The organism is Leucobacter komagatae (assembly GCF_006716085.1).
In the GTDB taxonomy this organism is placed as follows: Bacteria; Actinomycetota; Actinomycetes; order Actinomycetales; family Microbacteriaceae; genus Leucobacter; species Leucobacter komagatae.
In genome coordinates, this window is the sequence record NZ_VFON01000001.1 from 1,798,915 (window position 1) to 1,823,366 (window position 24,452).

General features: G+C 67.8%; 23 protein-coding genes. 10 read left to right on the plus strand and 13 right to left on the minus strand.

Going from position 1 to position 24,452, the window contains the following annotated elements:
- Positions 1–115: 115 nt before the first annotated feature.
- Both FB468_RS08255 and FB468_RS08260 read right to left on the minus strand, forming a co-directional pair.
- On the minus strand, positions 116–1,456 hold the full coding sequence (locus FB468_RS08255; RefSeq protein WP_141886917.1) for an MFS transporter: 1,341 nt from the start codon (positions 1,454–1,456) through the stop codon (positions 116–118).
- A gap of 85 nt (positions 1,457–1,541) precedes the next feature.
- Positions 1,542–3,206 carry a class I adenylate-forming enzyme family protein gene (locus tag FB468_RS08260; RefSeq protein WP_141886918.1) on the minus strand — a complete coding sequence of 555 codons (1,665 nt, stop codon included), beginning with the start codon at positions 3,204–3,206 and terminating at the stop codon, positions 1,542–1,544.
- Between the two features lie 182 nt (positions 3,207–3,388).
- Between FB468_RS08260 and FB468_RS08265 the strand changes: the two genes are divergently transcribed.
- Complete coding sequence (locus FB468_RS08265) at positions 3,389–3,982, plus strand: TetR/AcrR family transcriptional regulator (protein ID WP_141886919.1); 594 nt, start codon at positions 3,389–3,391, stop codon at positions 3,980–3,982.
- Between the two features lie 108 nt (positions 3,983–4,090).
- On the opposite strand, the gene FB468_RS08270 is transcribed toward FB468_RS08265, so the two are convergent.
- The 5 genes from FB468_RS08270 to FB468_RS08290 all read right to left on the minus strand — a co-directional run bounded on the left by FB468_RS08270 (position 4,091) and on the right by FB468_RS08290 (position 9,457).
- Positions 4,091–5,176: a phosphotransferase family protein gene (locus FB468_RS08270; protein ID WP_246055810.1), complete on the minus strand. Its 1,086-nt coding sequence runs from the start codon at positions 5,174–5,176 to the stop codon at positions 4,091–4,093.
- Positions 5,173–6,423 (minus strand): acyl-CoA dehydrogenase family protein, encoded by a 1,251-nt coding sequence (locus FB468_RS08275; protein ID WP_141886920.1) that lies wholly within the window; start codon positions 6,421–6,423, stop codon positions 5,173–5,175. Before FB468_RS08275 ends, FB468_RS08270 begins: the two co-directional genes overlap by 4 nt.
- The gene (locus FB468_RS08280) at positions 6,420–7,196 is read right to left on the minus strand and encodes an SDR family oxidoreductase (RefSeq protein ID WP_141886921.1); all 777 of its coding nucleotides are present in this window, start codon (positions 7,194–7,196) and stop codon (positions 6,420–6,422) included. Before FB468_RS08280 ends, FB468_RS08275 begins: the two co-directional genes overlap by 4 nt.
- 132 nt (positions 7,197–7,328) lie before the next feature.
- A complete protein-coding gene (locus tag FB468_RS08285; RefSeq protein WP_141886922.1) occupies positions 7,329–8,003 on the minus strand; it encodes a response regulator in 675 nt (224 codons plus the stop codon).
- Positions 8,000–9,457: an ATP-binding protein gene (locus FB468_RS08290; protein WP_246055811.1), complete on the minus strand. Its 1,458-nt coding sequence runs from the start codon at positions 9,455–9,457 to the stop codon at positions 8,000–8,002. The genes FB468_RS08285 and FB468_RS08290 overlap by 4 nt, the downstream gene beginning before the upstream one ends.
- 115 nt (positions 9,458–9,572) lie before the next feature.
- Between FB468_RS08290 and FB468_RS08295 the strand changes: the two genes are divergently transcribed.
- Together FB468_RS08295 and FB468_RS08300 are read left to right on the plus strand one after the other, a co-directional pair.
- Positions 9,573–11,273, plus strand: a complete 1,701-nt coding sequence (locus FB468_RS08295) for a PspC domain-containing protein (protein ID WP_141886923.1) — start codon at positions 9,573–9,575, stop codon at positions 11,271–11,273.
- A complete protein-coding gene (locus tag FB468_RS08300) occupies positions 11,270–11,746 on the plus strand; it encodes a hypothetical protein (protein ID WP_141886924.1) in 477 nt (158 codons plus the stop codon). Before FB468_RS08295 ends, FB468_RS08300 begins: the two co-directional genes overlap by 4 nt.
- A 34-nt stretch (positions 11,747–11,780) precedes the next feature.
- On the opposite strand, the gene FB468_RS08305 is transcribed toward FB468_RS08300, so the two are convergent.
- Positions 11,781–13,289 (minus strand): sensor histidine kinase, encoded by a 1,509-nt coding sequence (locus FB468_RS08305; protein WP_141886925.1) that lies wholly within the window; start codon positions 13,287–13,289, stop codon positions 11,781–11,783.
- Positions 13,290–13,466: 177 nt separating this feature from the next.
- Between FB468_RS08305 and FB468_RS17380 the strand changes: the two genes are divergently transcribed.
- The 4 genes from FB468_RS17380 (at position 13,467) to FB468_RS08320 (ending at position 16,085) form a co-directional block, all read left to right on the plus strand.
- Entirely contained in the window at positions 13,467–13,937 is a 471-nt protein-coding gene (locus tag FB468_RS17380) for an Rv3235 family protein (protein WP_246055812.1), read from the plus strand.
- A 160-nt stretch (positions 13,938–14,097) separates the two neighbouring features.
- Positions 14,098–14,829 (plus strand): VIT1/CCC1 transporter family protein, encoded by a 732-nt coding sequence (locus FB468_RS08310; RefSeq protein ID WP_246055813.1) that lies wholly within the window; start codon positions 14,098–14,100, stop codon positions 14,827–14,829.
- Between the two features lie 60 nt (positions 14,830–14,889).
- Positions 14,890–15,228, plus strand: coding sequence for an MGMT family protein (locus FB468_RS08315; protein WP_141886927.1), 339 nt, complete (start codon positions 14,890–14,892; stop codon positions 15,226–15,228).
- A complete protein-coding gene (locus FB468_RS08320; RefSeq protein WP_141886928.1) occupies positions 15,225–16,085 on the plus strand; it encodes a substrate-binding domain-containing protein in 861 nt (286 codons plus the stop codon). Before FB468_RS08315 ends, FB468_RS08320 begins: the two co-directional genes overlap by 4 nt.
- Before the next feature lie 25 nt (positions 16,086–16,110).
- On the opposite strand, the gene FB468_RS08325 is transcribed toward FB468_RS08320, so the two are convergent.
- On the minus strand, positions 16,111–17,022 hold the full coding sequence (locus tag FB468_RS08325) for a DMT family transporter (protein ID WP_211359108.1): 912 nt from the start codon (positions 17,020–17,022) through the stop codon (positions 16,111–16,113).
- 69 nt (positions 17,023–17,091) lie between these two features.
- Between FB468_RS08325 and FB468_RS08330 the strand changes: the two genes are divergently transcribed.
- Complete coding sequence (locus FB468_RS08330; RefSeq protein ID WP_141886929.1) at positions 17,092–17,721, plus strand: TetR/AcrR family transcriptional regulator; 630 nt, start codon at positions 17,092–17,094, stop codon at positions 17,719–17,721.
- Positions 17,722–17,940: 219 nt separating this feature from the next.
- Here the strand turns inward: FB468_RS08330 and FB468_RS08335 are convergent, their stop codons facing one another.
- A complete protein-coding gene (locus FB468_RS08335; protein WP_141886930.1) occupies positions 17,941–19,125 on the minus strand; it encodes a glycine C-acetyltransferase in 1,185 nt (394 codons plus the stop codon).
- A complete protein-coding gene (gene tdh, locus FB468_RS08340) occupies positions 19,125–20,168 on the minus strand; it encodes an L-threonine 3-dehydrogenase (RefSeq protein ID WP_141886931.1) in 1,044 nt (347 codons plus the stop codon). Before tdh ends, FB468_RS08335 begins: the two co-directional genes overlap by 1 nt.
- 86 nt (positions 20,169–20,254) lie before the next feature.
- Here tdh and FB468_RS08345 point away from each other — a divergent pair, with 86 nt between their 5' ends.
- Complete coding sequence (locus tag FB468_RS08345) at positions 20,255–21,178, plus strand: LysR family transcriptional regulator (RefSeq protein ID WP_141886932.1); 924 nt, start codon at positions 20,255–20,257, stop codon at positions 21,176–21,178.
- Here the strand turns inward: FB468_RS08345 and ypfJ are convergent.
- Entirely contained in the window at positions 21,175–22,068 is an 894-nt protein-coding gene (gene ypfJ / locus FB468_RS08350) for a KPN_02809 family neutral zinc metallopeptidase (RefSeq protein ID WP_141886933.1), read from the minus strand. The genes FB468_RS08345 and ypfJ overlap by 4 nt on opposite strands.
- Positions 22,069–22,085: 17 nt before the next feature.
- A complete protein-coding gene (locus FB468_RS08355) occupies positions 22,086–23,777 on the minus strand; it encodes a DUF885 domain-containing protein (RefSeq protein WP_141886934.1) in 1,692 nt (563 codons plus the stop codon).
- A 64-nt stretch (positions 23,778–23,841) separates the two neighbouring features.
- Here FB468_RS08355 and FB468_RS08360 point away from each other — a divergent pair, with 64 nt between their 5' ends.
- Positions 23,842–24,435 (plus strand): helix-turn-helix domain-containing protein, encoded by a 594-nt coding sequence (locus FB468_RS08360; RefSeq protein WP_141886935.1) that lies wholly within the window; start codon positions 23,842–23,844, stop codon positions 24,433–24,435.
- The last annotated feature ends 17 nt before the right edge of the window (positions 24,436–24,452 follow it).

The following is a 24,452-nucleotide window of genomic DNA, read 5'->3' on the forward strand; positions in this document are numbered from 1 at the left end:
GGTCTCCTCAGCCCCCGCAACGGCCCTTCCCGCACCGCTCATGCGCAAATTTGCACACTCGCGGGCGGGGTTCCGTTCCTCACGCTGCACCCGCATTGGGTGCAGCGTCCACCCACTACACCTTGCTCAGGTCGATCCCGCGAGTTTCCGGCAGCCGTGTCAGCGCAAGGAAGGTGACACCGCACAGCACGATGACGTAAACACTCGAGAGCCAGCCGACATCCATGCTGTTGAACAGCTGATTGAGGTAGGGAGCGGAGCCGCCAAACACCGCAACGGAGAAACCGTAAGCGATCCCAATATTGCGCGTGCGGGTGGCTGTGGGAAAGATCTCGGACATGTAGCTCGAGAGCAGCGCGCCTGCGGCGCCAACAATGAGCAACGCAATCGTTGACGCGACGAATAGCATCCAAGCCTGGTCAGAGATCAGGCTCATCAACGGGAACTGGGCGAGCGCCATCGCGATCGTGAAGCCGTACAGCACCGGCTTCCTTCCAACGCGGTCTGACAGCCTTCCCCAGAACGGCAGCGCAATGCACGCGATGATCTGCGCGAGCACGATCGCCCAGTAGGCGGACTGTGTCGCCATGCCGCGTTCCACAATCGCATAGGTCGAGACATACGAGCTCCAGGTGTAGTGCGCGGCAGTAATCCCCGTCACCATCCCGATCAGTAACAGGACCGAGACGAGCTGCCCCCGCGGGCGGCCTGCAATCGCGGCAGCGGTGAGTCGAGTGGCGGGCTCGCCGTCGTCTTGCAACTGCTCCTCGACTGCCTCCTCGACAAATACCTCGGACTCGATCATTCCGCGGCGCAGCCACAGCGCGACCAACGCGAGAACCGCGCCGAGGAGGAAAGGAATCCGCCAACCCCATGCTGCGACCGCACCCTCGTGGAGCACGTTGGTGATTGCCCCTCCCAGTGAGTACGCAATGATCGTGCCTCCGAAGATTGCGACAAACACCACGCTGCCCCACTGACCCCGCTTGTGTCGGGGCGCAATCTCCGCAACATACGAGTTAGCGGTCGCGGATTCTCCGCCATGGGCAAACCCCTGCACCATCCGCGCCAGCAGCAGCCCCACCGATGCCCAGATGCCAACTTGAGCGTAGGACGGCATGACGCCGATCGCGACTGAAGCCACGGCCATCGAGAGCATCGTAGTGATGAGGACAAACTTGCGTCCCCTGCGGTCAGCGACAATGCCGAACACGAGCCCTCCGAGCGGGCGCATGAGGAAGCCGACGGCAAACACGGCGAAGGTCGCTAGGAGGGCAGACACAGGATTCTCGGGGTTGAACATCATGCCAGCGATGAACGGCGCGAAGACCGCATACGCGCTCCACTCGTACCACTCGAGGATCTGGCCCACGCTACTGGCGATCATGGATCTACGGTGTTCCGCCGACACAGGTCGGCCCTGCTGCTTCTGGTCTTCAAGTGTCTGCGAGGTCATGTCAGTGCTCCTTTGCATTGAATGGTTGGTCGGTTAGGCGTGAGTCGGAAGAATCCTGGTGTGCGTCAGTGGCCCGTGCACGGACCTATTGGAGGTCGGTCGATGGGTCCCGCAGTGCGCGCCGCTGAATCTTGCCGGTCGCGGTCTTTGGCAGGTCCGACAGGATTACGACGGTCTTCGGAGCCTTGTAAGCCGCGAGTCGGGCCTTGACATACGCGCGGATCTCCTCGCTGGTTGCTACTCCCCCAGTCCGCAACGACACATATGCGACTACTTCTTCGCCGCTGTATGGGTGAGGGCGCCCCACGACGGCGGCCTCGCGCACTGCGCGATGTTCGTAGAGCACGTCCTCAACCTCGCGCGGCCAAACCTTATACCCGGAGACGTTAATCTGGTCCTTCATGCGGTCAACCAGGTAGACCCAACCGGCAGTGTCGAGGATGGCGACGTCTCCCGTACGCAGCCACCCGTCGACAATCGTCTCGGCCGTAGCGTCAGGCTTGTTGAGATACTCGCGGGTCACACTTGGCCCCGAAATCTCGAGTTCTCCCTGCACGCCAGGAGCGGCAACGCTTCCCTCAGAGCCTCGCACCCGCACGCGGACGCCCGGCATCGGCACTCCGATCGCCAGTGTGCCAGTGCTGGGCTCGACCGGCGCCTCGTGGCCGAGGGGCACGGCGATACACGCGGACGCGGTCTCGGTCATGCCGTAGATGTTGCGAATGTAATGCCCGAACCGTGCCTGGAATCGTGCAACAGTCTGGGGAGGCACAGGTGCCCCGCCGGAAAACACTGTGCGCAAAGACTGAAAACTATCGGCGTTGCCGGCCGGAAGATCCAGCAGGGAGTTGTACGCCGTAATAGATCCGCAGAGATGTTGGATCCGGTAGTCGACGACCGCCTGCAAGAAGCGCTCCGGAGTCAACCTGCCGATGAACACGAGCTCGGCTCCCGATACGAGGGAGGTGACCGCCACGGCCACGGCACCAGTGATGTGGAAGAGCGGAGCGATAGCCAGCACACGCTCGCCGGGACGCAGGTCTAACCATTGGCGCGTCGACTCCGCTGTCGCCAACAGGTTCGCGTGCGAGGCCACAGCTCCCTTGGGCTCCCCCGTCGTTCCCGAGGTGTACGTGAGCAGAGCAGGAGCATCCGGGGACAGCTCCACTTGGCCGGGCGTCTCACCCTGATGCCGCGCGAGCAACGTATGTAGGTCCGTCTGAGGGAGGTCGCCTGCAACTGGCCTACCGAGTTCGTCGGGCATGCGTGAATCGCGAGCGGAGGCGTCGTACTCCCGTGTGGTGAGCACCCACCCCGAGAAGAGATCACCGAGCATACTCGCAGCGGCCTCAATCTCACCCTCGGCCCCCACGAGACCGACGGGTCGCGCATCAGCGACGATCGTCGCGAGTTCACGCTGCTTGTACATCGGGTTCAAGACCAATGCCACGGCGCCTAGTTGCCACAGGGCAAGCTCAACGAGCACAAACTGCGGGACATTTTGGAGCTGGATCCCGACAACGTCTCCGCGGCGTACGCCGAGGCGTCGTAGCCCGACTGCAATAGCGCTCGCGGCAGTGTCGACCTCGCGCGCCGTGTACTCGGCGTCGAAGTATCGCAACGCCGTAGCCTCTGGCGTTTCGGAGACGCGCATAGACCAGGCTTCCGCCAACGTGCGCTTCGGCACCGGGAGCTCTCGCGAGACGTTCTTGGGGTACCACTCGTACCACCGTTCCAACGTGTCGATCATCATTGATCCTTACTTGTGAAAGCTGTCATGCGTGGGCACGCAGGCCTCACAACATTACCGACCGATCACTCGCTCGGTGAATAGGTTGTCCCAGTGTAACCAGGATGCTCGCCCAGAATCAACCCTGATTCAGGGGCGCGTCTCAGTTGCGCGGACAGGCGTGGCGTGGAAGTCTGACACCCATGACCGAGTCCCACTTTCCAGAGGCCATCGTCTTCGACGCGTGCTGCACTGCAGCGCTGTCGTGCTTCGAGCAGAATGGCTTCCACGGCACGTCGATCCGTCAGATCGCGAGCGCCGCCGGGCTCTCGGTCCCGGGCCTGTACCACCACTACCCGTCGAAGGCCGCGCTACTCGAGAAGCTCTGCGAGGTCTCCATGTCCGAGCTGCACGCCGCCCTCACGAATGCGCGCGACGGCGCGACCTCCACGCTTGACCGTTTCGATCGCCTTGTCGCGTGCCTTCTCGAGTTCCACGCCGAGTTTGGGGCGGTCGCGTTCGTGACGTACAGCGAGATCCGGTCGCTCCAGCCCGGCCCCCGAGAGGCCCACATCGAATCGCGCCGACGCGTCGAGCAGTACGTCATCGACGCGGTCACCGACGGCATCGCAGAGGGCATCTTCGCGACCAACGAACCCCGCCACGTTGCGCGCGCCATTACGCACATCTGCCTGGGAGTCGCGCAGTGGTACCGCCCGGGCGGCGTGAACTCTGTCGCGGAGATCGTTGAGACCTACACCGGAATCTGCCGCGACACCGCGCGCTTCGTCCGCTGACGCGATGCCGCGGCAGCGCGCCGCCACATCATCTTCTGGCCGCCACACCTTAATCACAACAAATAAGATGTGGCGGCCAGAGAATCATGTGCCGACGGCGGCAATCACTTACCGGGCGAGCTCCTGCGCCCGCTCAAGCACCTCGGGCACGGCGTGCTCCAGGGTGTGCGCGAAGTCGTCGTCCGGGCGCTCCCCCGCCAGCCACCTCGTGTAGATCGCTTCGAGAAACACCGACGACTTCCACAGCGCGAGCGCCTGGTACCAACGCAGGTCGCTCACGTCGAGGCCCGTGCCGCGCGCGTACCGCTCCGCAAGCTGATCACGCGTGAGGTAGCCGTGCTCGCGGGTCGCGCTCGTGAGCTCCATCACCGTGCGCGGCGACGTTGCGTCTGAGTAGGTCGCGGTGAGGTACCCCAGGTCGGCGAGCGGGTCGCCAAGCGTCGCCATCTCCCAATCGAGCACCGCGAGCACGCTCGGCGGCGACGACTCCCTGAACATCACGTTGCCGAACCGGTAGTCGCCGTGCACGAGCGAGGCGCCCTGCGACACGGGCATCGTCTTAGCGAGCCTCGCCCCCAGCTCCGCGACGAGCGGGAGTTCACGCCGCGAGACCTGGCCCGCAAGGCCCGTGAAGGTCTTCAGCTGCCGCTCGAGGTACCCGTCGGGGCGGCCGAAGCCCCCGAGGTCGGCACGGTCGAGGTCGACGCTGTGCAGCGCCACGAGGGTGTCGACGAGCGCCTCAGAGGCGAGGCGCCGCCCGTCGCTCCCGTCGAACGCACGAGGCGTCTCATCGAGCAGGATCACGCCGTCGAGGTACTCCATCACGTAGAAGGGCACGCCGAGCACCTCGGCGTCTGAGCACACCGCGAGGATGCGCGGAACCGGGATCCCGACGCGCCCCAACCCCTGCTGCACGGTGGCCTCTCGGATCATGTCGTGCGTTGACCGCGGCAGGGGTGGGCGCGGGCCGCGTCGCAGCACCACGCGGGTCTCGCCGCGCTCGAGGAGGAAGGTGATGTTGGACTGACCGTCGCCGATCCTTCGCCACGCGATCTCACCCTCGCCGATGCCGTGGGCATCGAGGAACGCGGCGACCCTGTCCAAGATCAACAGCGGCGGCATCGCGAGCCCGGCCGCGTCGGCGAACGTCGCGACGACTTCGACCGCTTCGACCGCCCCGCTCCCGCCACTCACAGCGTGCCCCACGTGTCGGCGCCGTGCTCGTCGACGAGGTCCAAACGGGGCGCGCCGGCCTCAACCTCGCGCCGGCGGCGCGACGAGGCGCGCTTCGCGATCGCCCACCTGTGCGTCTCGTTCGAGCCGTCGTAGATGCGGAAGGGCCGCACCTCGTTCGCGTAGGAGGCGAGCGGCAGCGCATCGGTCACCCCGTCGCCACCGCAGATCTGGATCGCGCGGTCGATGATCCGGCCGATTGCGTCAGAGCAGTGCACCTTCGCGACGCCCGAGAGCGCGGCGCCGGCCTTTGGATCCCGCTCGAGCAGGGCCGCCGTGCGGTCGATGATTGCCTCCGACGTCGCGATGTCGATCTCCGACTGCGCGAGCATGTCTTGGGCGACGCCGAGGCTCCGCAGGGGCGAGCCGAACAGCTCGCGGCTCGCGGCCCGATCGAGTGCGATGTCTTGCGCCCGCTTCGCGAGGCCGAGCCAGCGCATGCAGTGCGTCAGGCGGGCGGGGCCGAGGCGCACCTGGGCGTACGCGAACCCCTCCCCCGGAGCGCCGAGCACCGCGTCGTCTGGCACGAGGCAATCCTCGAAGTAGAGGTGTGGATGCCCGCCAGCGATCGCCGTGTCGATCGCGTTGATGGGGTTGCCGACGCGCACGCCGGGGTGGTCCATGTCGACGAGAAACATCGTCGCCCCCTCGGGGAATCCCTCCGCGGGGACGGCAGACGTGCGCACCATGAGGATGCAGTACGCAGCCCCCTCGGCACCGCTAATGAAGCGCTTGTGTGCGTTGATCTTCCAGCCGCCGTCGACTCGCTCAGCCGAGGAGCGCAGGGCCAGCGGGTCAGACCCGGCGCCGGGGTGGGGCTCCGTCATGCCGAAGCACGACCGCACCGCGCCAGCGCCGAGGGGCCGGAGGTAGCGCTCTTTCTGGGCGTCGGTCGCGATGAGCTCAAGCATGTGCATGTTGCCCTCGTCGGGGGCCATGCAGTTGAGCACCGCGGGCCCGATCGGCGAGTAGCCCGCCTCGATGAAGATCGCGGGCCAGTGCTCAAGCGGCACGCCCTGGCCGCCGTACTCCTCGGCGAGATGCGGCGCGAAGACTCCAGCGGCCTTCGTCTGCTCCATGAGTTGAAGCCGGTTCTCGTGCGTGAGCGTCGTGCCGGGCTTTGGCTCGGCAGGAATGACCACGTTACGGATGAACTCACGCGTGCGGAGGCGCAGTCCCTCGTAGGGCTCCGGGAGCACCGCGGTCATGCCGCACCCCCAACGGTGAGCAAGCCGCCATCGAGCACAAGCGTCTGGCCCGAAACCCACGAGGCGTCGGGTGAGACGAGGTACGCGACGGCGCCCGCAATGTCTTCGGGGGTGCCGAGGCGCTTCAGCGGGTACTCGGCGGCAACGTCGGCCTCGCGCCCCTCGTAGAGGGCCTTCGCGAAGTCGGTTTTGACGACGGCCGGCGCGACCGCGTTCACGCGCACCTCGGGGCCGAGCTCGGCGGCGAGCGTCGTGGTCAGGTGGCACACGGCGGCCTTGGTGACCCCGTACATGCCGATACCCGGCGAGGGGATGTAGCCCGTCACCGACGAGAGGTTCACGATCGAGCCGCCGTGCTCGGTGAAGCCGAGCCCCGGGTGCTGATAGGCGGCCTGCGACCAGGCGAGCGTCGAGACGATGTTGACCTCGATGATCTTTCGGGCCACCGCGAGGTCGACATCGATCAGCTTCCCATAGATCGGGTTGATGCCTGCGTTGTTCACGAGGATGTCAAGGCGCCCCCACTCAGCGGCGACCCGATCCATCACCTCCGCGCGGTGCTCGGAATCGTCAGCCTTGCCGGGGACGGCGATGACCTGCCCCGCGGGGAGCGTCGCCGCGGCCTCGCGCAGCGCGTCTTCCGTGCGGGCGGTGATGCAAACTTTCGCCCCGTCTGCGGCGAGCCGCGCCGCGATCGCGAGGCCGATGCCACGGCTCGCCCCCGTCACAATCGCGGTCTTTCCCGCGAGCGGCTGGTTCTTGCTGTCAGTCATGTGAAACTCCATCGTTCGGGGAGGATCGCAGGCACACCTCGGGCCTTACCGATCACTCGCTCGGTCTCACTGTAACCCGAGGAGATTGCCACTCACAACTCCCTGAAATGGCAAAGATGACTCAGTTCGGTATTACAGGAGTCGCTTCGAGAGCGCCCAAGCTGTGAGTTCGTGCCGGTTTGACAGCTGGAGTTTGCGCAGCACACTCGACACGTGCGTCTCGACGGTCTTCACCGACAGGAACAGCTCAGCGGCGACTTCCTTGTAGGCGTAGCCGCGCGCGATCATGCGCATGACCTCCTGCTCCCGTGCCGTGAGCCGGTCGAGCTCATCGTCGGCTGCCGCGGTTTCGCCGAGGCCCGTCCCGAAGGCGTCGAGTACGAACCCCGCGAGGCGCGGCGAGAACACGGCGTCGCCACCGCGCACGCGAAGGGCCGCGGCGGTCACCTCGGCGCCCGACGCGGTCTTGGTGAGGTACCCGCGAGCGCCCGCTCGAATCACGCTCACGACATCGTCGGCGGCGTCCGAGACGCTCAGCGCAAGAAAGCGCGTCTCGCCAGTCACACCGGCGAGGCGCTGCAGCACCTCTGCACCGCCGCCGCCGGAGCCGCCCGGAAGGTGCACGTCGAGCAGCACAACGTCGGGGGCAAGGCCGGGGATCAATGCCACGGCCTCATCGACCGTTGCAGCCTCGCCGACAACCTCGATCTCGGCGCCGAGCTCGGCGCGGAGGCCCGTGCGGAAGATCTGGTGGTCGTCAACGATGACCACGCGAATGGTGGCGGCAGCCTGCGATGCCTCACTCACGGGGTGGCTCCTGTCCCTGCGTCAGCCGCAGTGTCCGTTCTGTTCTCACGCGGCATTTCAAGCCGCACCGAGGTACCGTTTCCGCCGGGCCCCGGCACAATCTTCGCAGTTCCACCTGCGCGCGCCATGCGGCCAAGGATCGAATCGCGAACCCCCATCCGCCCCTCCGGCAGGTGCTCGGGATCGAGGCCGGGGCCCCGGTCGGTCACGTCGATCGACACCCGTGTTGGCGAGACCTCCGCATACACGGTCACCTCGCCCCCTGCGTGCTGAGCTGCGTTCAGCATCGCCTCGCGAGCGGCGGCGACAATCGGCTCAGGCACCACGACCTCGGCGCCGACGCCGACGATCTCGAACCGCACGGCGTGCGCGTCCTCAAGGCCAGCGGCGTGGGCTCGGAGTTCTTCAAGCGCGGTCTCTTTCGGCGCGGTCACGCCACCGTCCGCTGCCCGAAACAGCCACTCACGCAGCTCGCGCTCCTGGCCGCGGGCGATCCGCGCAACCTCGCTGCCCGGCGCCGAGCGCTGCTGGATCAGCGCGAGCGTCTGCAGCACTGAGTCGTGCAGGTGGGCCGCGATCTCCGACCGCTCGGCCTCGCGTTCACGCCCCGCGCGCTCTGCGATGAGCTCGCGGTTGAGCCTGAGCAGCCAGGGCGCGATCGCGAGCGCAACACCAGCCAGTGCGGCGAGCGCCGCCGCCATCACCGTCCAGACGTTCGGGGATTCAGAGGTGACGAAGAACATGAGCACGCCGACCGCTACGAGCGACAGCGCACCGAGTACGCGCGGCACGGGGTTCGACTCGGGCCGGTTGCGGTCAGCGATCTGCCACCAGGTCAGCCCGACGCCAACGAGCACGGCAAGGCCGGGGAGGATCAGTGAGAGCTGCAGCTCAACGCCCATCCGCTGAACGACGAGCAGCGCCCCCACGACCAAGAGGCAGGCGCCGAGCAGCAGCTCAGCGATGGGCCACCTCGTGAGCGATCTGGCAGGCGGCCCAGCCGGCCCAGCCGGCCCAGGAACGGGCATCGCTTCGGCGACCGGCACAGGCGCTGCCGCGTTCGCCGTCGCGGCCTGCGCCAGCGGAGCTTGCTGCCCTTGCGGAGTCGCCTGCGCCAGCGGGGCGGCAGGCGCCTGCGGTGGCTGACTCGCGGGTGCAGACTGCGGCGAGCGCGGTTGCGCCACGCCCGCCTTGCCGAGCGTTGCCGCATCGCGGGTGAGCGCGCGGCGCATCGGCGCCACGGTATCCGCGGCGCCACCGAGTGGCACGGTGCCCCACAGCCACAGGTAGAAGATCGCGCCAGCCCCGCCCGCGAGGGTGAGGATCAGCATGCCGATTCGCACGGCCATCACCGGGACGCCAAGGTGCTCAGCGAGCCCGCCGCAGACGCCCGCAAGGAGACGGTCGGACTCCGAGCGCACGAGCATGCGCTTGGGCGGGGTGCTGTAGCTCATGTCACTATCAAAGCACCCGTTGTTGGGGGTTCACACCCCTCAGGGGTACGAACCAGGGTTCGATCAGGGGGAACCCCCATAGCCCCCGGCAGACCGTTCCGGGCAAACTCGAAGCATGAACCACACTCCTCCCCCAACAGGCGGCGCCCCCGAGGGCACTCCCCCGAACGCGCCCTTCGGCGCCGGCTTCTTCGCATGGATCCGTGGCCTCGGTATCGGCCGCGGCGGCGACCGCTGGTTTGCGGGCGTCGCTGGCGGCATCGCGATGCGCGCCGGGATCGACCCGATCATCGTCCGCGGGCTCTTCATCGTGCTTGCTATCCTCGGCGGCCCGGGCATCGTGCTCTACCTGCTCGGCTGGCTGCTGCTCCCCGACCAGGGCGGGCGCATTCACCTGGAGGAGGTCTTCCGGGGGCGAGCGGGGACCGCGGCGGTAGTAGCCACCGTCGCGGTCGGCGTCTTCGTCGTCTTCCCGACTCTGTTCCGCATTCTCGGGGTGACGACCATCGGGGGCTGGAGCATCTGGAACGCGTTCGGTATGCCCCACTGGCTCACGACCACGATTTCCGTGCTCGTATGGATCGCCGTGATCGCGGTCGCGGGCTACCTCGTGAGCAGGCTCGTGCTGCAGCACGGCCGCAAGGTTCGCGACGAAGCACAGCAGGGTGCCTACGACGCGCCGACGGCTGAGCACCCGGGCGACCCCTCTGGCGCACCGACGGCGCAGGCCCCGCAGCAGACGTATGCCCCGCAGACTCCGTATGACCCGCAGGCCCCTCAGGCCTTCGCCGCGGCTTCCCCCGGCTCGTGGTCGAGCCCTGATGCCTCAGCCCCTACCGCAGCCCCTGATGGGGAACCGGACTGGGCGACGCGCTTCACTGAGAAGGCCGAACGGGCCACCGAGCGAGCCACCCGCTGGAGCGAAGATGTCGGGAAGCAGGCCGACGAGTGGAGCGCCCGCTACGCCGCGCAGCACGACATGATGAAGCTCGGCGCCGCACACGTCGTCATCACGCTCGCGCTCGCACTGCTCGCCGCTGGCGGTGCCTCGTATATCGCGTTCGACATGCAGCTGGACTCGAGCCTCATGCTCACCGCAGCTCTGCTCGGAGCGACAGGTGTGCTCGCGGTTTCGCTGATCGTGGCAGGCATTCGCGGCAGGCAGACCGGCTGGGTCGGGTTCCTGGCCGCGTGTGGCGTCATCGCTCTACTCTTCACCGCCGTGCTGCCCCAGGGCACGAGGTTCCAGCCGTTCGGCAACGTGCAGGTCACCGCAGAAGACACGGGCGCGGTGCTCATCGGCGGAAACACCGATATCGACCTCTCGACGCTCGACGATGCTCCAGGGTGGCGCAGCATCGACATCTGGCAGGTCGCGGGCCGCTCGACGATCACGCTCCCCTCGCACGAGGACGTGAAGCTCACCGTGCGGGTACTCGCGGGCACGATCGATGCCTCCAATCTCAGCTCGGGCGCTTCAACCGCTGCCGGACCCTTCCTGTCGCGCACCATCGACACTCGCGACGACGTCTCCGACGAGGCATCGCAGGTGACCGTGTACCTCCTCGCGGGCAGCGTTCACGTGAACGAAGCCGGTCGTTCGGGCTCCCGCTCGACCGCGAGCGCAGGGTCAGCCACGTCCGAGAACCGGGCCGACCTGCGCGAGGAGCTCTCCGACCTCCGCGAGGAGGAGGGGCAGCTTGAGCACGAGCTCGACGCCCCCGGCCTCAGCGAGGTGCGGCAGGAGCGGCTGGAGAATACGCTTGACTTCACCCGCGACGAGATCGCAAAGCTAGAGAAGGAGCTCGCACGATGAGCACCGAGCAGAACCCCGCAGACCAGCCCGTCGGCGATGCCGAGATGACTGAGGCAGTGCCGATGGCCTCGACAGGCCCGACGGTCCAGTCCCCGCCGATCCCTCCGGTGCCGCCGACCCCGCAGGGGGCCGAGGGCGCGTACGCTCCGCACCAGGCAACCGCGGCAACGACCCCGCTCGGGGCCCAGGCAGCACCCAGCGCTCACACAACACACGCGGCACCAACCCCGCACACGGTGAGCGGCCCGGCTACCGTTCCGGCCCCGGCTGCGCAGAAGCGTCCTCGCCCGCGCACGAGCCCGATTGTGTGGGGTGCGCTGATCCTCGTGTTCTGCGCCTACGTTGCCGTGCGCGCGGCCGGCGGCTCGATCGATGTGACGGCGTGGCTCATCACGACGATCCTTGGCCTCGGAGCGCTCCTGCTGGTCGTCGGCGTCGCGGTGCTCGTGCGTAGTTCGGGGGATCGGCGCTAGCGCCGACCCCCGCGATCCTCCGCCCGCTGGCTCGCTAGCGCTCGACCTTCGGAATCGGCCGGGTCTGGGCTGCGAGCCAGTGGAGCGGGATATCGATCGCAACCCGGGTGCCGCCGCCGACGTCGGCGCCCCAGTGAATCGTCCCGCCGAGCTCGCCCTCGATGAGGGTGCGCACAATCTGGGTGCCGAGCCCGTCGCCGACCGTGCCACCGGGGAGACCGGTGCCCGTGTCGATGACCTCGACCGCGAGCTTCTCGGGGGTGCGGTCGGCCCGAATGAAGACCTCGCCCTCGCGCCCGGCGAGGCCGTGCTCGACAGCGTTCGTCACGATCTCCGTCAGCGCGAGCGCCAGCGGCGTCGCGTACTCGGAGGGCAGCTCGCCGAACTCGCCCTCCTTGCGCGGGTGCACCGTCGTGCCGTGCAGGCTCGCGACCTCGGCAGCGAGGCCGAGCACCCGCTCGAAGACCACGTCGAAGTCGACGATCTGGGCGAGGCCGGTCGACAGTGTGTCGTGCACGACCGCGATCGCGGCGACGCGACGCATCGCCTGGCCGAGCACCTGCTTCGCTTCCTCGCTGCGGGCGCGGCGGGCCTGCACGCGCAGCAGCGATGCGACCGTCTGCAGGTTGTTCTTCACGCGGTGGTGAATCTCGCGGATCGTCGCGTCCTTGGTAATGAGCTCCTGCGCCTGCTGGCGCAGCTCGCTTACGTCGCGCGTCAGCACGACGCCGCCGATCCGTTCGCCGTCGCGGAACACCGGGATCGAGCGCATCGCGACCGAGAGCCCGCGGGCGAAGATCTCCGTGCGCCGTGCGACCTTGCCTTGGCTGATGAGGGGCAGCGACTCGTTCGTGTCGAACTGGCCCTTCAGCACCTCCGCGAGCACTTCCGAGAAGTTCTGGTCCTCGATCTCGTCGCGGTAGCCGAGCATCGTGAACGTCGTCTGCGTGTTCGGGCTCACGAACGTCGCGATGCCGTCGAGGTTGACCCGCACGAGCCCATCGGTCGCGCGAGGCGCGCCCTGCTGGCCGCCGACACCACCCGGGTTCGGGAACGCGCCGGTCTGAATCATCCCGAGCAGGTCGCTCGCGACCTCGCGGAACGCCGCGGCGATGCGCGAAGCATGCTGCGTGTCGTGCGCGCTCGTGTGGACGGTAGCGACCGCGAAGGGGCCGAAGACCTTCCCCTGGCTGTCACGCCTACTGATCGAGTAGGCGGTCAGCTTCATCGGGTTCTCTTCGTACCACGCGGGTGACGTCGACGCCGCCGGCTTGCCGGTCTCGAGCGCCTGCTCGACGACCTCGCGCCACTCGGGCCGCAGGAAGTCGCCGATGACGTCGCGGTAGAACAGCGTGATGTACCCGGCTGGCCTGCTGTGCGCGACGGCGAGGTAGTCGCCGTTCTCTGACGGAACCCACAGCACAATGTCGCTCAGCGCGACGTCGGCGAGCAGCGGGAGGTCGAGGGCGAGCAGCTCAAGCCACTCGAGCTCGTCCTCGGTGAGATCGGAGTACTTCGTTGCAAGATTTCGAAGGGTTGCCACGGTCATAGCCTAGAGTACGCCGCCCGCTTTGCGACGCTGCGGCCCGCGCCCACGCGCCAGGCCACCCGGGCGAAAAGTGCGCTTGACCAGCGTTGAGCCGGGCGTCGTAACGTGAGTCTTCCAGTCAGACCGCGGTGGGGGTGCGGGTTGTCCAGCCCGACACAGGGAGTCCTCACCATGAGTGTGCCGCTTTCTTCGCCTGCCCATATCGATGTTTCGCGCACGCCGCGGTCCCGGCACCTCCGCGCGGTCGGGGCCGGAACGCCCACGGACTCCGGGGACCCCACCCGGGCATCGCTACCCCCGCCGCTTCCCGCGCTCGAGCCCCGCGTCATCGGCGCAATCGCGGTGTTCGCGTTCGAGGCCGTCGAGGGGGCGCGCCAGGTCGCGCAGCTCGGCAGGTGGATCACGGACACCGTCGCCGCACAGCTCTCTGAGTTGCGCCGACTCAATGTTGAGCGCCGATCCCTCTACCGCGATAGCCGTCGCATCGTGCCCGCGATCCAGCGGGTCCGCACAACTCGGCCGAACGACGACGTTACCGAAGCCGCCGTCGTACTTTCCACGCCGAGCAGGTCTCGCGCCGTCGCGCTCAGGTTTGAGGCGATCCGAGGCAGGTGGCAGGCGACCTCAATCACGGTGCTGTAGCCGGCGCTCTATCCGGCTCCTGAGTTCGCCATATCGAACTCCAAAAACACGATCTTCCGAGGTCTCACAGGGCTATTCCCTCACGCAAAATCCCTGTTACCGTTGCCCTTTGGCCCTCCCGGGGGCCACACAACACGCAGTACATTTCAGAAAGGCGACCGTGAGTCTCCCCGCGCAACCCAGCGACATTTCCCGCCCCCACGACTACGACCACCGGCACGCCGACGTCTCGTCGGGTTGGCTGCGCGCGACCGTGTTTGGCGCAATGGACGGGCTCGTGTCGAACATCGGCCTCATCGCCGGCATCGCGGCGGCCGGCGCTTCGAACACCATCGTCGCCATCACCGGTATCTCTGGGCTCATCGCCGGCGCAATCTCAATGGCGCTCGGCGAGTACACCTCCGTTCGCACGGCAAACGAACAGCTCGACGCCGAGGTCATCACCGAGCGGCAAGCGCACTCGCGCAACCCCGTTGGTGAGCAGGCCGAGCTTTCGGCGCTCTTCGCGAAGCTCGGAATGGAGCAGCACACCGCCGACGAGGCTGCCTCGCAGGTGCACGCGAACAGTGAGAGCGCCGTGCGCGTCCACCTGGCGCACGAGCTTGGCCTGAGCCTCGACGACCGCCCGTCGCCGTGGGTCGCGGCGTTCTCGTCGCTCCTGTCGTTCGGTGTCGGCGCGTTCATCCCGATCATCCCGTTCGTGTTCGGCTTCGGAAACCTCTGGGTCGGGCTCGCCTTCGGCGGCGCTGGCCTCCTCCTCGCCGGCGCGCTGGCAGCGACCACCACGAAGCGCAACTGGCTCGCGGGCGCTGCCCGCCAGCTGCTGTTCGGGGGCATCGCCGTCACCGCGACCTACACGATCGGCATGCTCCTCGGGGTCTCCAACATTTAGCAGGCTTCTCCAGCCGCGGCCTACGCCCGCACGCCACCCGGCGGGCGTAGGCTTGTCTCCGTGCCAGACGCCCAATTTACCGAAGCCGTGCTCGCGGTCGTTGGGGAGATCCCAGCGGGCCGCGTCATGACGTACGGCGACGTTGCCCTCGCCGTGGGGTCGAACGCGCCCCGCGCGGTCGGCCGCGTGATGGCTTTGTTCGGCCACGCGGTCGCCTGGTGGCGTGTCGTCCCGGCGAGCGGGCTGCCACCCCAGGGGCACGCGCGCGATGCGCTCCCCCGCTACCGCGAAGAGGGCACCCCGCTTCGGTCGGTCGCGTCTCCCGATGAGTACCGCATCGCACTCTCAGCCGCCCGGCTGCCCTACACCCACGAAATCTACGCAGAGGTACAGCTGTGAACGAGTCACCAGCAGACGACCAGAACACGGGCGCGGCGAAGATCCTGCTCGGGTTCACTCGCGGCGTCGCCCCCTCGAAGTGGGAGCGGCGGTGGAACGCCATCTCGCCCGAGCACCCCCTCACGATCGTGCCGTTCCCCGAACCCTACGGCCGCCCCGAGGGCACCGACGAGTTCGACATGATGCTCGAACGGAGCGCACCGGGCGGTGCGCCCGCGGGCTCCGCGAGCGAGGGATCCCGAACCCACCACGCGCTCCGCCTCTATGACGAGGCACTCGCGCTCGTCCTCCCGAAGGGTCACGAGTTGAAGGGGAGCGAGAGCGTGTCTCTGGCAGACCTCGCCGACGTGCGGATCCTCGACCACCCCGACCACGCTCCCGAGTGGCCGCCAGCTGAGCCGTGGGCAGACCCCGCATGGATGCCCTCGGACATTCACGCCGCGCTCGCGATCGTGGCAACTGGCCTCGGCGGGATCCTGATGCCAGCCCCGCTCGCCCGCCACATCATCGACAAGCACTCGCACATCGCGATCCGCCTCGCCGAACCGATCGTCGGCGGCACCGTCTGGGCGAGCTGGCGTGTCGAGCGCGACGCCCCCGATATGCAGCACCTCGCGGGCGTCATGCGCGGCCGCACCGCCCGCTCATCGCGGGCCTCGGCCGATGGCGGGTCTGCAACTGGGCGACCCTCAAAGGCTGAGAAAGCGGCGAAGGCAGGGAAGACCGGGAACCGGCAGGCGCAGCCCGCGAAGGCAAAGGCGAAGCTGAAGCCGAACTCCCGCGGCGCTCAGCTCCAGGCGGCGACCGAGAAGCGCGAGCGCGAGAAGGCCGCCCGCCGCAAGGCCAAGCGAAAGTAGCGGGGCTCGCAGCGCCCCGGTTGCTCTAGGGTTTCGCTCTCTTCGACGGCAAGGCGAACAGTACGAGGCTTGCCCCGATCAGGCAGACGCCTACGATCCCACCGCCAGCAAGTCGCTCTCCGACGATCAGCGCGGCGAACCCGGCGGCAATGACTGGCTCCGACAGCGTCAGCACGGTCGCCGTGGTCGCGTCGACGTGGCGCAGCGCGAGCCCGAATAGCACGTAACCGAGAAACATCGGCACGAGCGCCATGTACGCGCCGACACCGAACGTCCGCCACGAGCTCAGCAGCGGGCCGCCCGTAGCGATGAGCACGGGCATGAGCAGGAGTCCGCCGAGGCCGAACACGGCCCCCATCGCGACGCGCGAATCCACGCCGGGCCCAATGAGTCGATGGGCCGCCCAGGCGTACCCGGCGTAGCTGACGCCCGCAACGAGGCCAAGGCCGACACCTAGGCCGACCTGCCCGGTGCCGCCCGTCGACGCGTGCCCGCCAAAGAGGCTGAGCACCGCCATTCCGGCGAGCCCCAGGGCGGCCGCAAGAAGCCACCTTCGGGAGGGACGCTTGCGGTCGATCGCCCAGTCGAGCAGCGCTGCGAACACCGGGGCAGACCCGAGTGAGACGACCGTTCCGATCGTGACCCCCGCGGTGTGCATGCTGCTATAGAACGCGAGCGGGTAGGCGAACACGCCGAGGCCACCGAACAGCACGAGACCCCACCTCGCCCGCAGGTGCGGCAGCGCCCGCACGAGCCCGCGCCCTGCGACCACGGCCTGCAGTAGCCCGCCGATGCCGAGCGCCACCGCGCCGATCGCGAGCGGGCCAACCTCTGGCGCGAACGTCGCGGCAGTACCCGTGGTGCCCCATAGGAGGGACGCGAGGAGGACGAGGAGGACGCCGAACCCAGGGCGCACAGATGAAGCGGATAGCATCATCCCAGCATAGTAGACAGATCAGTCTACCTTGCTACACTTGTGGCAGCGTCTCACACCAGGGAGGGCCCCGTGAACACCGCTTTCGCTCCTGCAGCATCTGCCGCTCCTGCGGCATCTGCCGCTTCCGCGGCTTCCGCCGGCACGAAGCGCAAGCCTGCCCGCGATCGGCTGCTTCGAGCGGCATCTGAGGAGTTCTACGCCTCAGGGGTCACAGGTACGGGCATTGACACGATTATTGCGACCGCCGGTGTCGCGAAGAAGAGCCTGTACAACAATTTCGACTCGAAGGACGCGCTCGTCGCTGCCTACCTTGAGGAGCGCCACCGCGAGTGGCTCGCCCTCTTCGAGGCCCGCCTCGCCAAGGCTTCAACTCCGACCGAACGCGTACTCGCGGTGTTCGACGCGTACGCAGACCACGTGCACTTCGACTACCGCGACGGCTGGCGGGGCTGCGGGCTACTCAACGCGGCCGCCGAGCTCCCCGTCGGGCACCCGGGACGAGCCGCGGTGCGGGCGCACAAAGACGAGGTCGAGGGGCTTCTCAGAGAGCACCTCACCGGGATCACCGAGACACCCGACGCGCTGGCGGCGCACCTGTCGTTGCTACTCGAAGGCTCTATGGCGAAGTCGGGGCTTGAGGGCACTGACGCCTGGGTACAGACGGCGCGGGGGCTCGCTGAGGCGCTGCTGCGGGGCTGAGGCGATCAGCCCCGCAGCAGCGTCTCAGCCCCGGCCCGCCCCGCCCCGCGAACTTTCTCTCGGTTTTGACGTAGTTCACTGGCTTCGAACTACGTCAAAACGTAGACAAAGTTGGCAAGCGGGAGGCACAGAGCGCGGTACGGGAGGCACACAGCGCGGTACGGGAGGCACGGGACAGAGCGTAAGACGCAGCACGCGCGTCCGTGCGCAGGCCAATCCCTACGCCGACTGCACCTCGCGGGTCGCCTCAACAAACGCCGTCACGCAGGCGCGGATCTGCGCCTCGGTGTGAGCCGCAGACAACTGCACGCGAATCCTCGCCTCGCCGCGCGGAACGACGGGGAAGCTGAACGCAGTCACGAAGACCCCGCGGCGCTGCAGCTCGGCCGCGACCTGAGCGGTCACAGCGGCGTCGCCGAACATCACCGGCACGATCGGGTGGTTGCCGGGGAGCAGCTCGAAGCCGGCCTCCGTCATCAGCGACCGGAACAGCTCTGCGTTCTGCTGCAGCCGCACCCGGGCGTCGCCGGCACCCTCGACGAGGTCGAGCGCGGCGAGCGAGCCCGCGACGATCGCCGGGGCGAGGGTGTTTGAGAAGAGGTACGGCCTCGCGCGCTGGCGGAGCAGCTGCACAATCTCGCTGTGGCCCGACACGTAGCCACCGGAGGCCCCACCGAGGGCCTTGCCGAGCGTGCCCGTGAGGATGTCGACGCGGTCAGCGACACCACAGAGCTCGGGGGTGCCGGCGCCGGTCTCCCCCATGAAGCCGACCGCGTGCGAGTCATCGACGAGCACGAGCGCGTCGTACTTGTCGGCCAGGTCACAGATCGCCTCAAGCGGGGCGACGAAGCCGTCCATCGAGAACACACCGTCGGTCACGATCACCCGGAACCGGGCATCAGCGGCCTCCTGCAGGCGGGCCTCAAGATCTTTCATGTCACAATTCGCGTACCGGTACCGGCGGGCCTTCGACAGCCTGATGCCGTCGATGAGTGACGCGTGGTTGAGGGCGTCCGAGATGATCGCATCCTCCGCTCCGAAGAGCGTCTCGAAGACGCCGCCGTTTGCGTCGAAGCACGAGGCGAAAAGAATCGTCTCCTCGGTCCCGAGGAAGCTCGAGAGCCGCGATTCGAGTTCGAGGTGCTGATCCTGCGTGCCGCAGATGAACCGCACGCTCGCGAGGCCGTACCCCCACTCGTCGAGTGCGGTGTGCGCCGCGGCGACGATCGCCGGGTGGTCGGCGAGGCCGAGGTAGTTGTTCGCGCAGAAGTTCAGCACCTGCGTGTCGCCCACGGTGATCTCGGGGCCCTGCGGGCCCGCGATACCGCGCTCGCGTTTGAACAGCCCGGCGCCCTCGATCTCAGCGAGCTCCGCGTTCAGGTGTGCTTTGAATGCTCCGTACATTACAGTTCCGTCCAGTCGAGGATGATTTTTCCGGTCGTCGCCGAACGCGCGGCGTCGAAACCCCGCTGCCAGTCACGCGCGGGGATGGTGTCGGCGATCACCGACGAGATGCGCTCGCGCAGCTGCTCACTCGTCTCGAGCATCGCAGCCATCGCGTTCCAGGTCTCGAACATCTCACGTCCGTAGATGCCCTTCAACGTGATCATGTGGGTCACGACCTTCGCCCAGTCGATCGCAAACTCCGCTGTCGGCAGCCCGAGCATCGCGATCCTGCCACCGTGGTTCATGTTCTCGAGCATGCCGGGCAGCGCGGGGCTCGCGCCGCTCATCTCGAACCCAATATCGAAGCCCTCGCGCATGCCGAGCTGCGTCTGCGCGTCACGGATCGATTCGCTCGCGACGTTGACCGTCGCGTGAGCGCCCAGGCCGCGTGCGAGCTCAAGCCGGGCGTCACTGATGTCTGTCGCAACGACATATCGCGCGCCAACATGGCGGGCGACGGCGACCGACATGAGCCCGATCGGGCCACAGCCGCTCACGAGCACGTCTTCGCCGACGAGCGGGAACGCGAGCGCCGTGTGCACCGCGTTGCCGAGCGGGTCGAAGATCGCACCGAGCTCGGGCGAGATCGTGTCGGAGTGCACCCAGACGTTGCTCGCCGGCAGCGACAGGTATTCGGCAAACGCACCATCGCGGTGCAGGCCGAGCCCCTTCGTGCGGATGCACATTTGGCGGCGGCCCGCCCGGCAGTTGCGGCAGGTGCCGCACACGATATGGCCCTCGCCCGATACGCGGTCGCCGACGCGCACGTCGCGCACGCCAGCGCCGATCTCGATGACCTCACCGTAGAACTCGTGCCCGGGAATCAGCGGGGCGGCGATGTTATTCGCGGCCCACGCGTCCCACTCCAAGATGTGCAAGTCGGTGCCGCAGATGCCGGTGCGGAGGACGCGGATGACGACGTCGTCGGGGCCGCATTCTGGATCGGGGACGTCGGTCAGAACGAGGCCTGGCCCCGCCTCCGGTTTCGTGAGTGCTCGCATAGAGCTATTTCGCCACGGAACACACTTCAGAACAAGATGCTCTTTCTTTAGTTTTCATTAAGCTATAGCTAAAGAAAGGCGGCAGCATGGAGATCTACCAGCTCGAGATTCTGCGTGAACTCGGCACGCTGGGAAGCGTCACCGCCGTCGCCGAGAGCCTGCATGTGACGCCCTCGGCGGTCTCGCAGCAGCTCTCCGCCCTACAGCGCGGCTTCCGTGCGCCACTCACCCGCCGAGACGGGCGCACGCTCGTACTCACCGAGGCAGGCCACGCGCTCGCCAGGGCAGGCACCGGCGTCATCGAGGCGATGGCGGCGGCGGCCGGCGCGGTCGAAGCCTTTGAGCAGGAGCCCGCGGGCATCGTCACCGTCAGCGGGTTCCACAGCGCCTCCCAGGCGATCTTCGGCGGGCTACTCGGCGAACTGCGGGGCGTTGAAGCCGCGCCCGATCTCAGGCTGTCTGACGAGGACGTGGCGCAGGAGGAGTTTCCGCTCCTCACTGCGAGCTACGACCTCGTCATCGCTCACAGACTTGAACACAGCCCGCCCTGGCCCGAAGCAGGGCTTCGGGTGATCCGGCTCGCGCAAGAGCCGCTCGACATCGCACTCCCGGTGGGCCACCCGCTCACGGATAGGGATCACCTCACGCCGTCCGACGTCGCCGGTGAGGCGTGGGTGACGAGCCGGGCTGGCTACTCCCCCGACGACCTGCTCGGCGCCATCGCAGCGGTCGCCGACCGCTCGGTCAAGGTGGTGCACCGCATCAACGACTACGGCTCAGTCGCGTCGATCGTCGCGACGGGCGACGCGATCGGCATGGTTCCGCGCTACACGGTCGGCTCGGCCCTCGCCGGGCTCGTGCTCCGCCCACTCCAGGGCGTGAACGCGACCCGCGCGATCGACCTGCTCACGCGCCCGGAGACGCTGCACCGCCGCTCCGTTCAGGTAACGGTGACGGCGCTCCGCACCGCGATGGATCGCCTGGTCAGCGCGGGCGAAGCGAGGCGCTAGAGCTGACTCGCGGGCACCTCGAAGGTGCCGCACGAGGTCGGCCCCTGCTCATAGCCCACCATGAACCAGCGCTGGCGCTGCTCAGAGGTGCCGTGCGTAAACCGCTCGGGGTCAACGCGCATGCCCGAGGACTGCATGATGTGGTCGTCGCCAACGGCGGCCGCGGCGCTCAGCGCGTCGTTAATCTCAGACTGCGTGACGGGCTTCAGGAACGGCACGCCGCTGTCGTCGGTGACGGTCTGCGCCGCCCCAACCCACGCCCCCGCAAAACAGTCGGCCTGCAGCTCGAGCCGCACCGAGCCCGAGGTCGCGCCCGACTCACGGCCTGCCTGGTTCAGCGAACCAGTGATGTTCGAGATGTGGTGGCCCCACTCGTGCGCGAGCACGTACATCTCGGCCAGCGGCCCGCCCGACGCGCCGTAGTCAGAGCGCAGCGTGTCGAAGAACGCGGTATCGACGTAAATCCGCTCCTCCGGAGGGCAGTAGAACGGCCCGGTCGCTGCCGACGCGGTGCCGCACTGCGACTGGGTCTGGCCGCTGAAGAGGGCGACCGGCTGCGGGCCGCGGTAGTTGCCGACCTGGGTATTCCAGTAGCGGTTGAGCGAATCACTCGTCGCGGTCATGCGGCACTCGACATTCGCGTTCGCGTCGGCGCCCGTCTCGCAGTTCTCGACCGCGACGATCTCTTCGCTCGATGAGGTGCCGCCGCCACCAGAGCTCAGCGCCGGAGCGAAGCTCGTGAGGTCAACGCCGAGAAGCTGTGACCCGAGAAACAGCACGAGCATGAGCCCGATGCCGCCGCCACCGACGGCCAAGCCCGTGCGACGCCCGCCGCCGCTGCGCTTCTGCACCTGACTCGTGTCGATGCGAACGTTCTCGTTGAATGTCATGCTCGAATAGTATCCCGTCAGCGGCGCATCGCCCACTGCAGAGTGTCGAGCCCGAGCGTGCCGAGCGAAAGCGCACGATCGTGGAACGATGCCAGCGTGAACCCGGGCTCACTTTCTGCCTCTGCCCGAAGCTCCAACCATTGGCGCTCCCCCACTTTGTATGAGCTCGCCTGACCTGGCCAGCCGAGGTAGCGGAGCACCTCAAATCGGAGCGCCTCGGGGCGCATCGTCACGTTGCTCGCCATGAAGTCGTAGACTCGCTCCGCTGTCCACACACTGCCGTCGGGGGCATGCTTGCCGAGGTGCAATCCGATGTCGACGACCACCCGGGCGGCCCGCATGCGCTGCGCGTCGAGCATGCCGAGGCGGGCCCCGGGATCCTCAAGAAACCCGAGCTCGGCCATGAGGCGCTCGGCGTAGAGCGCCCACCCCTCGAGGTGCCCCGATGTTCCCGCCCGAGTACGCCGCCAGGCGTTCAGTTCGACTCGTCGGGCGACGGCCCCGCCGAGCTGCAGGTGATGGCCGGGAACTCCCTCGTGGTAGACCGTCGTGAGCTCACGCCAGGTTCGAAACTCTGTCACGCCTGCGGGCACGGTCCACCACATGCTGCCGGGCCGGGCGAAGTCATCGCTCGGGGCCGTGTAGTAGATCCCTCCCTCACTGGTCGGGGCGATACGGCAGTCCAGCCGGCGGAGTTCTCCTGGGATCGCAAAGACCGTCCCGTCAAGCGCCTCAATGGCCTCGTCACTACGCTCCTGCAGCCACCGCTGGAGGGCCTCCTCCCCGTGGATGGTTTTTTGGGGGTCCCGGTCGAGCAGGGCGATCGCCTCCGCGGGCGACGCTCCCGGCGCGATCGCTTCGGCCGTCGACCGCTGCTCGGCGGCAATCCTGTCAATCTCAACGAGCGCCCACTCGTAGGTCTCGTCGGCGTCGATGTCGGTGCCGAGGAAGTCACGGGCGGCAAGTGCGTAGTGGTCGCGACCAACTGCGTCGTCTGCGTTGGCCGTCGGCGCGAGTTGCTCACGCAGGTATCGAGCGAACGAGGCATAGGCGCGGGCCGCGCCACGGGCTCCTTCGCTCACTTCTGCCACCAGCGCGCGGCCTTCCGAGGGCCAGGTCTGGGCCGCGTCGTTGGCGGATTCCCCAAGCCGCGAGAAGTACTCGACAGCAAACCTGTCGGCCTGAGCAGCGACCGCGAGCACCTGCCGCCGCGCGGGTCCATTGCCGCGCGAGGCGCCGAGTTCCAGGGACTGCACATACCCTGACAGCGCCGCGGGAACCGCCGCGAGCCGCCTGGCAATCGCCTCCCAGTCACCCTCCGCTGCTCGCGGCATGAGGTCGAACGCCTGGCGAATCAGTTGTGCGGGTGTTTCAAGCACCGTCAGGTCTCGCAGCGCGAGGCCCGTTTCGACGCGGGCGATACGAACGTCGAGACGATCGCGCAGTTCGCGCACCGTGATGTCGTCTGTGCGGTCCGCAGGGACTGCACGCTCCAGTTTCGAGCGTACGGCGCGAGCGTCGGCAGCGGCCTGGGCCGACCCATCGGGCGAGTAGTCACCAAAGGTCGTCGCCGACTCGACCCGCCCGAGCTTGGTGCCGAGTACCGGGTCAAGCCCGACCTCGGTGTCGAGCCACCGCTCGGCGATAGCGTCGATGGCCGTGGGTTGCCGAGAGCCAGAGATCGCTCCGGTTCGATGCTGAGGGCTCATTGTCCGGTCACCTTTCTGCTACCCCGGTGTGGGGGCCGCTGGGCTGGGAGATTAGTCTGTGGGTGTGAGCAAGGAACGAGATGCCCCGAACGCCGAGGTCGCTGCACTGGGTCGCGAGCTGCGCGACGAGCGCCAGCGACAGGGATTGAGCCTGAACGCGTTGAGCCAGCGCTCCGGCGTCAGCTTCGGGCTGATCAGCCAGCTTGAACGCGGTCTTGGCAACCCTTCCTTCCTCGCGCTGAAGCGGCTGGCCGAAGCGCTCGGGATCCCCATCTCGCGCTTTCTTGAGGGCGGCGCCGACCGCGACGACCTTGTCGTGCGCGCCGACGAGCGCACGATGCTTCCGGTCCTTGAGAGCGAGCCCGAGAGTCAGCTCGTGGTGCGTGAGCTGCTCACGCCCGGCCGACGGTCGTCGCTGCAGGTGATTCGCAGCACGCTGCCGCCAGGCTTCACGAACGAGGGCAAGGCGTTCCGGCATCTGGGGACCGAGTGTGTCGTCGTCGAGTCGGGCACGCTCACCGTCGTGCACGGCGAGCGCCGAGTGGAGCTCGAGCCGGGCGACGCCATGACCTATCCGTGCTCGGTGCCGCACTGGTGGGCGAACACGACCGCGGAGCCGTGCGTTGTGCTCGGGGCTGTGACCCCGTTCGAGCAGTAGCCCTGGCCGGCGAGCCA

Coding starts and splice junctions, on each gene's coding strand:
- FB468_RS08255 (WP_141886917.1), bottom strand. CDS start 1,456: ATGACCTCGCAGACACTTGAAGACCAGAAGCAGCAGGGCCGACCTGTG.
- FB468_RS08260 (WP_141886918.1), bottom strand. CDS start 3,206: ATGATCGACACGTTGGAACGGTGGTACGAGTGGTACCCCAAGAACGTC.
- FB468_RS08265 (WP_141886919.1), top strand. CDS start 3,389: ATGACCGAGTCCCACTTTCCAGAGGCCATCGTCTTCGACGCGTGCTGC.
- FB468_RS08275 (WP_141886920.1), bottom strand. CDS start 6,423: ATGACCGCGGTGCTCCCGGAGCCCTACGAGGGACTGCGCCTCCGCACG.
- FB468_RS08280 (WP_141886921.1), bottom strand. CDS start 7,196: ATGACTGACAGCAAGAACCAGCCGCTCGCGGGAAAGACCGCGATTGTG.
- FB468_RS08290 (WP_246055811.1), bottom strand. CDS start 9,457: ATGAGCTACAGCACCCCGCCCAAGCGCATGCTCGTGCGCTCGGAGTCC.
- FB468_RS08295 (WP_141886923.1), top strand. CDS start 9,573: ATGAACCACACTCCTCCCCCAACAGGCGGCGCCCCCGAGGGCACTCCC.
- FB468_RS08300 (WP_141886924.1), top strand. CDS start 11,270: ATGAGCACCGAGCAGAACCCCGCAGACCAGCCCGTCGGCGATGCCGAG.
- FB468_RS17380 (WP_246055812.1), top strand. CDS start 13,467: ATGAGTGTGCCGCTTTCTTCGCCTGCCCATATCGATGTTTCGCGCACG.
- FB468_RS08325 (WP_211359108.1), bottom strand. CDS start 17,022: ATGATGCTATCCGCTTCATCTGTGCGCCCTGGGTTCGGCGTCCTCCTC.
- FB468_RS08335 (WP_141886930.1), bottom strand. CDS start 19,125: ATGTACGGAGCATTCAAAGCACACCTGAACGCGGAGCTCGCTGAGATC.
- tdh (WP_141886931.1), bottom strand. CDS start 20,168: ATGCGAGCACTCACGAAACCGGAGGCGGGGCCAGGCCTCGTTCTGACC.
- FB468_RS08345 (WP_141886932.1), top strand. CDS start 20,255: ATGGAGATCTACCAGCTCGAGATTCTGCGTGAACTCGGCACGCTGGGA.
- ypfJ (WP_141886933.1), bottom strand. CDS start 22,068: ATGACATTCAACGAGAACGTTCGCATCGACACGAGTCAGGTGCAGAAG.
- FB468_RS08355 (WP_141886934.1), bottom strand. CDS start 23,777: ATGAGCCCTCAGCATCGAACCGGAGCGATCTCTGGCTCTCGGCAACCC.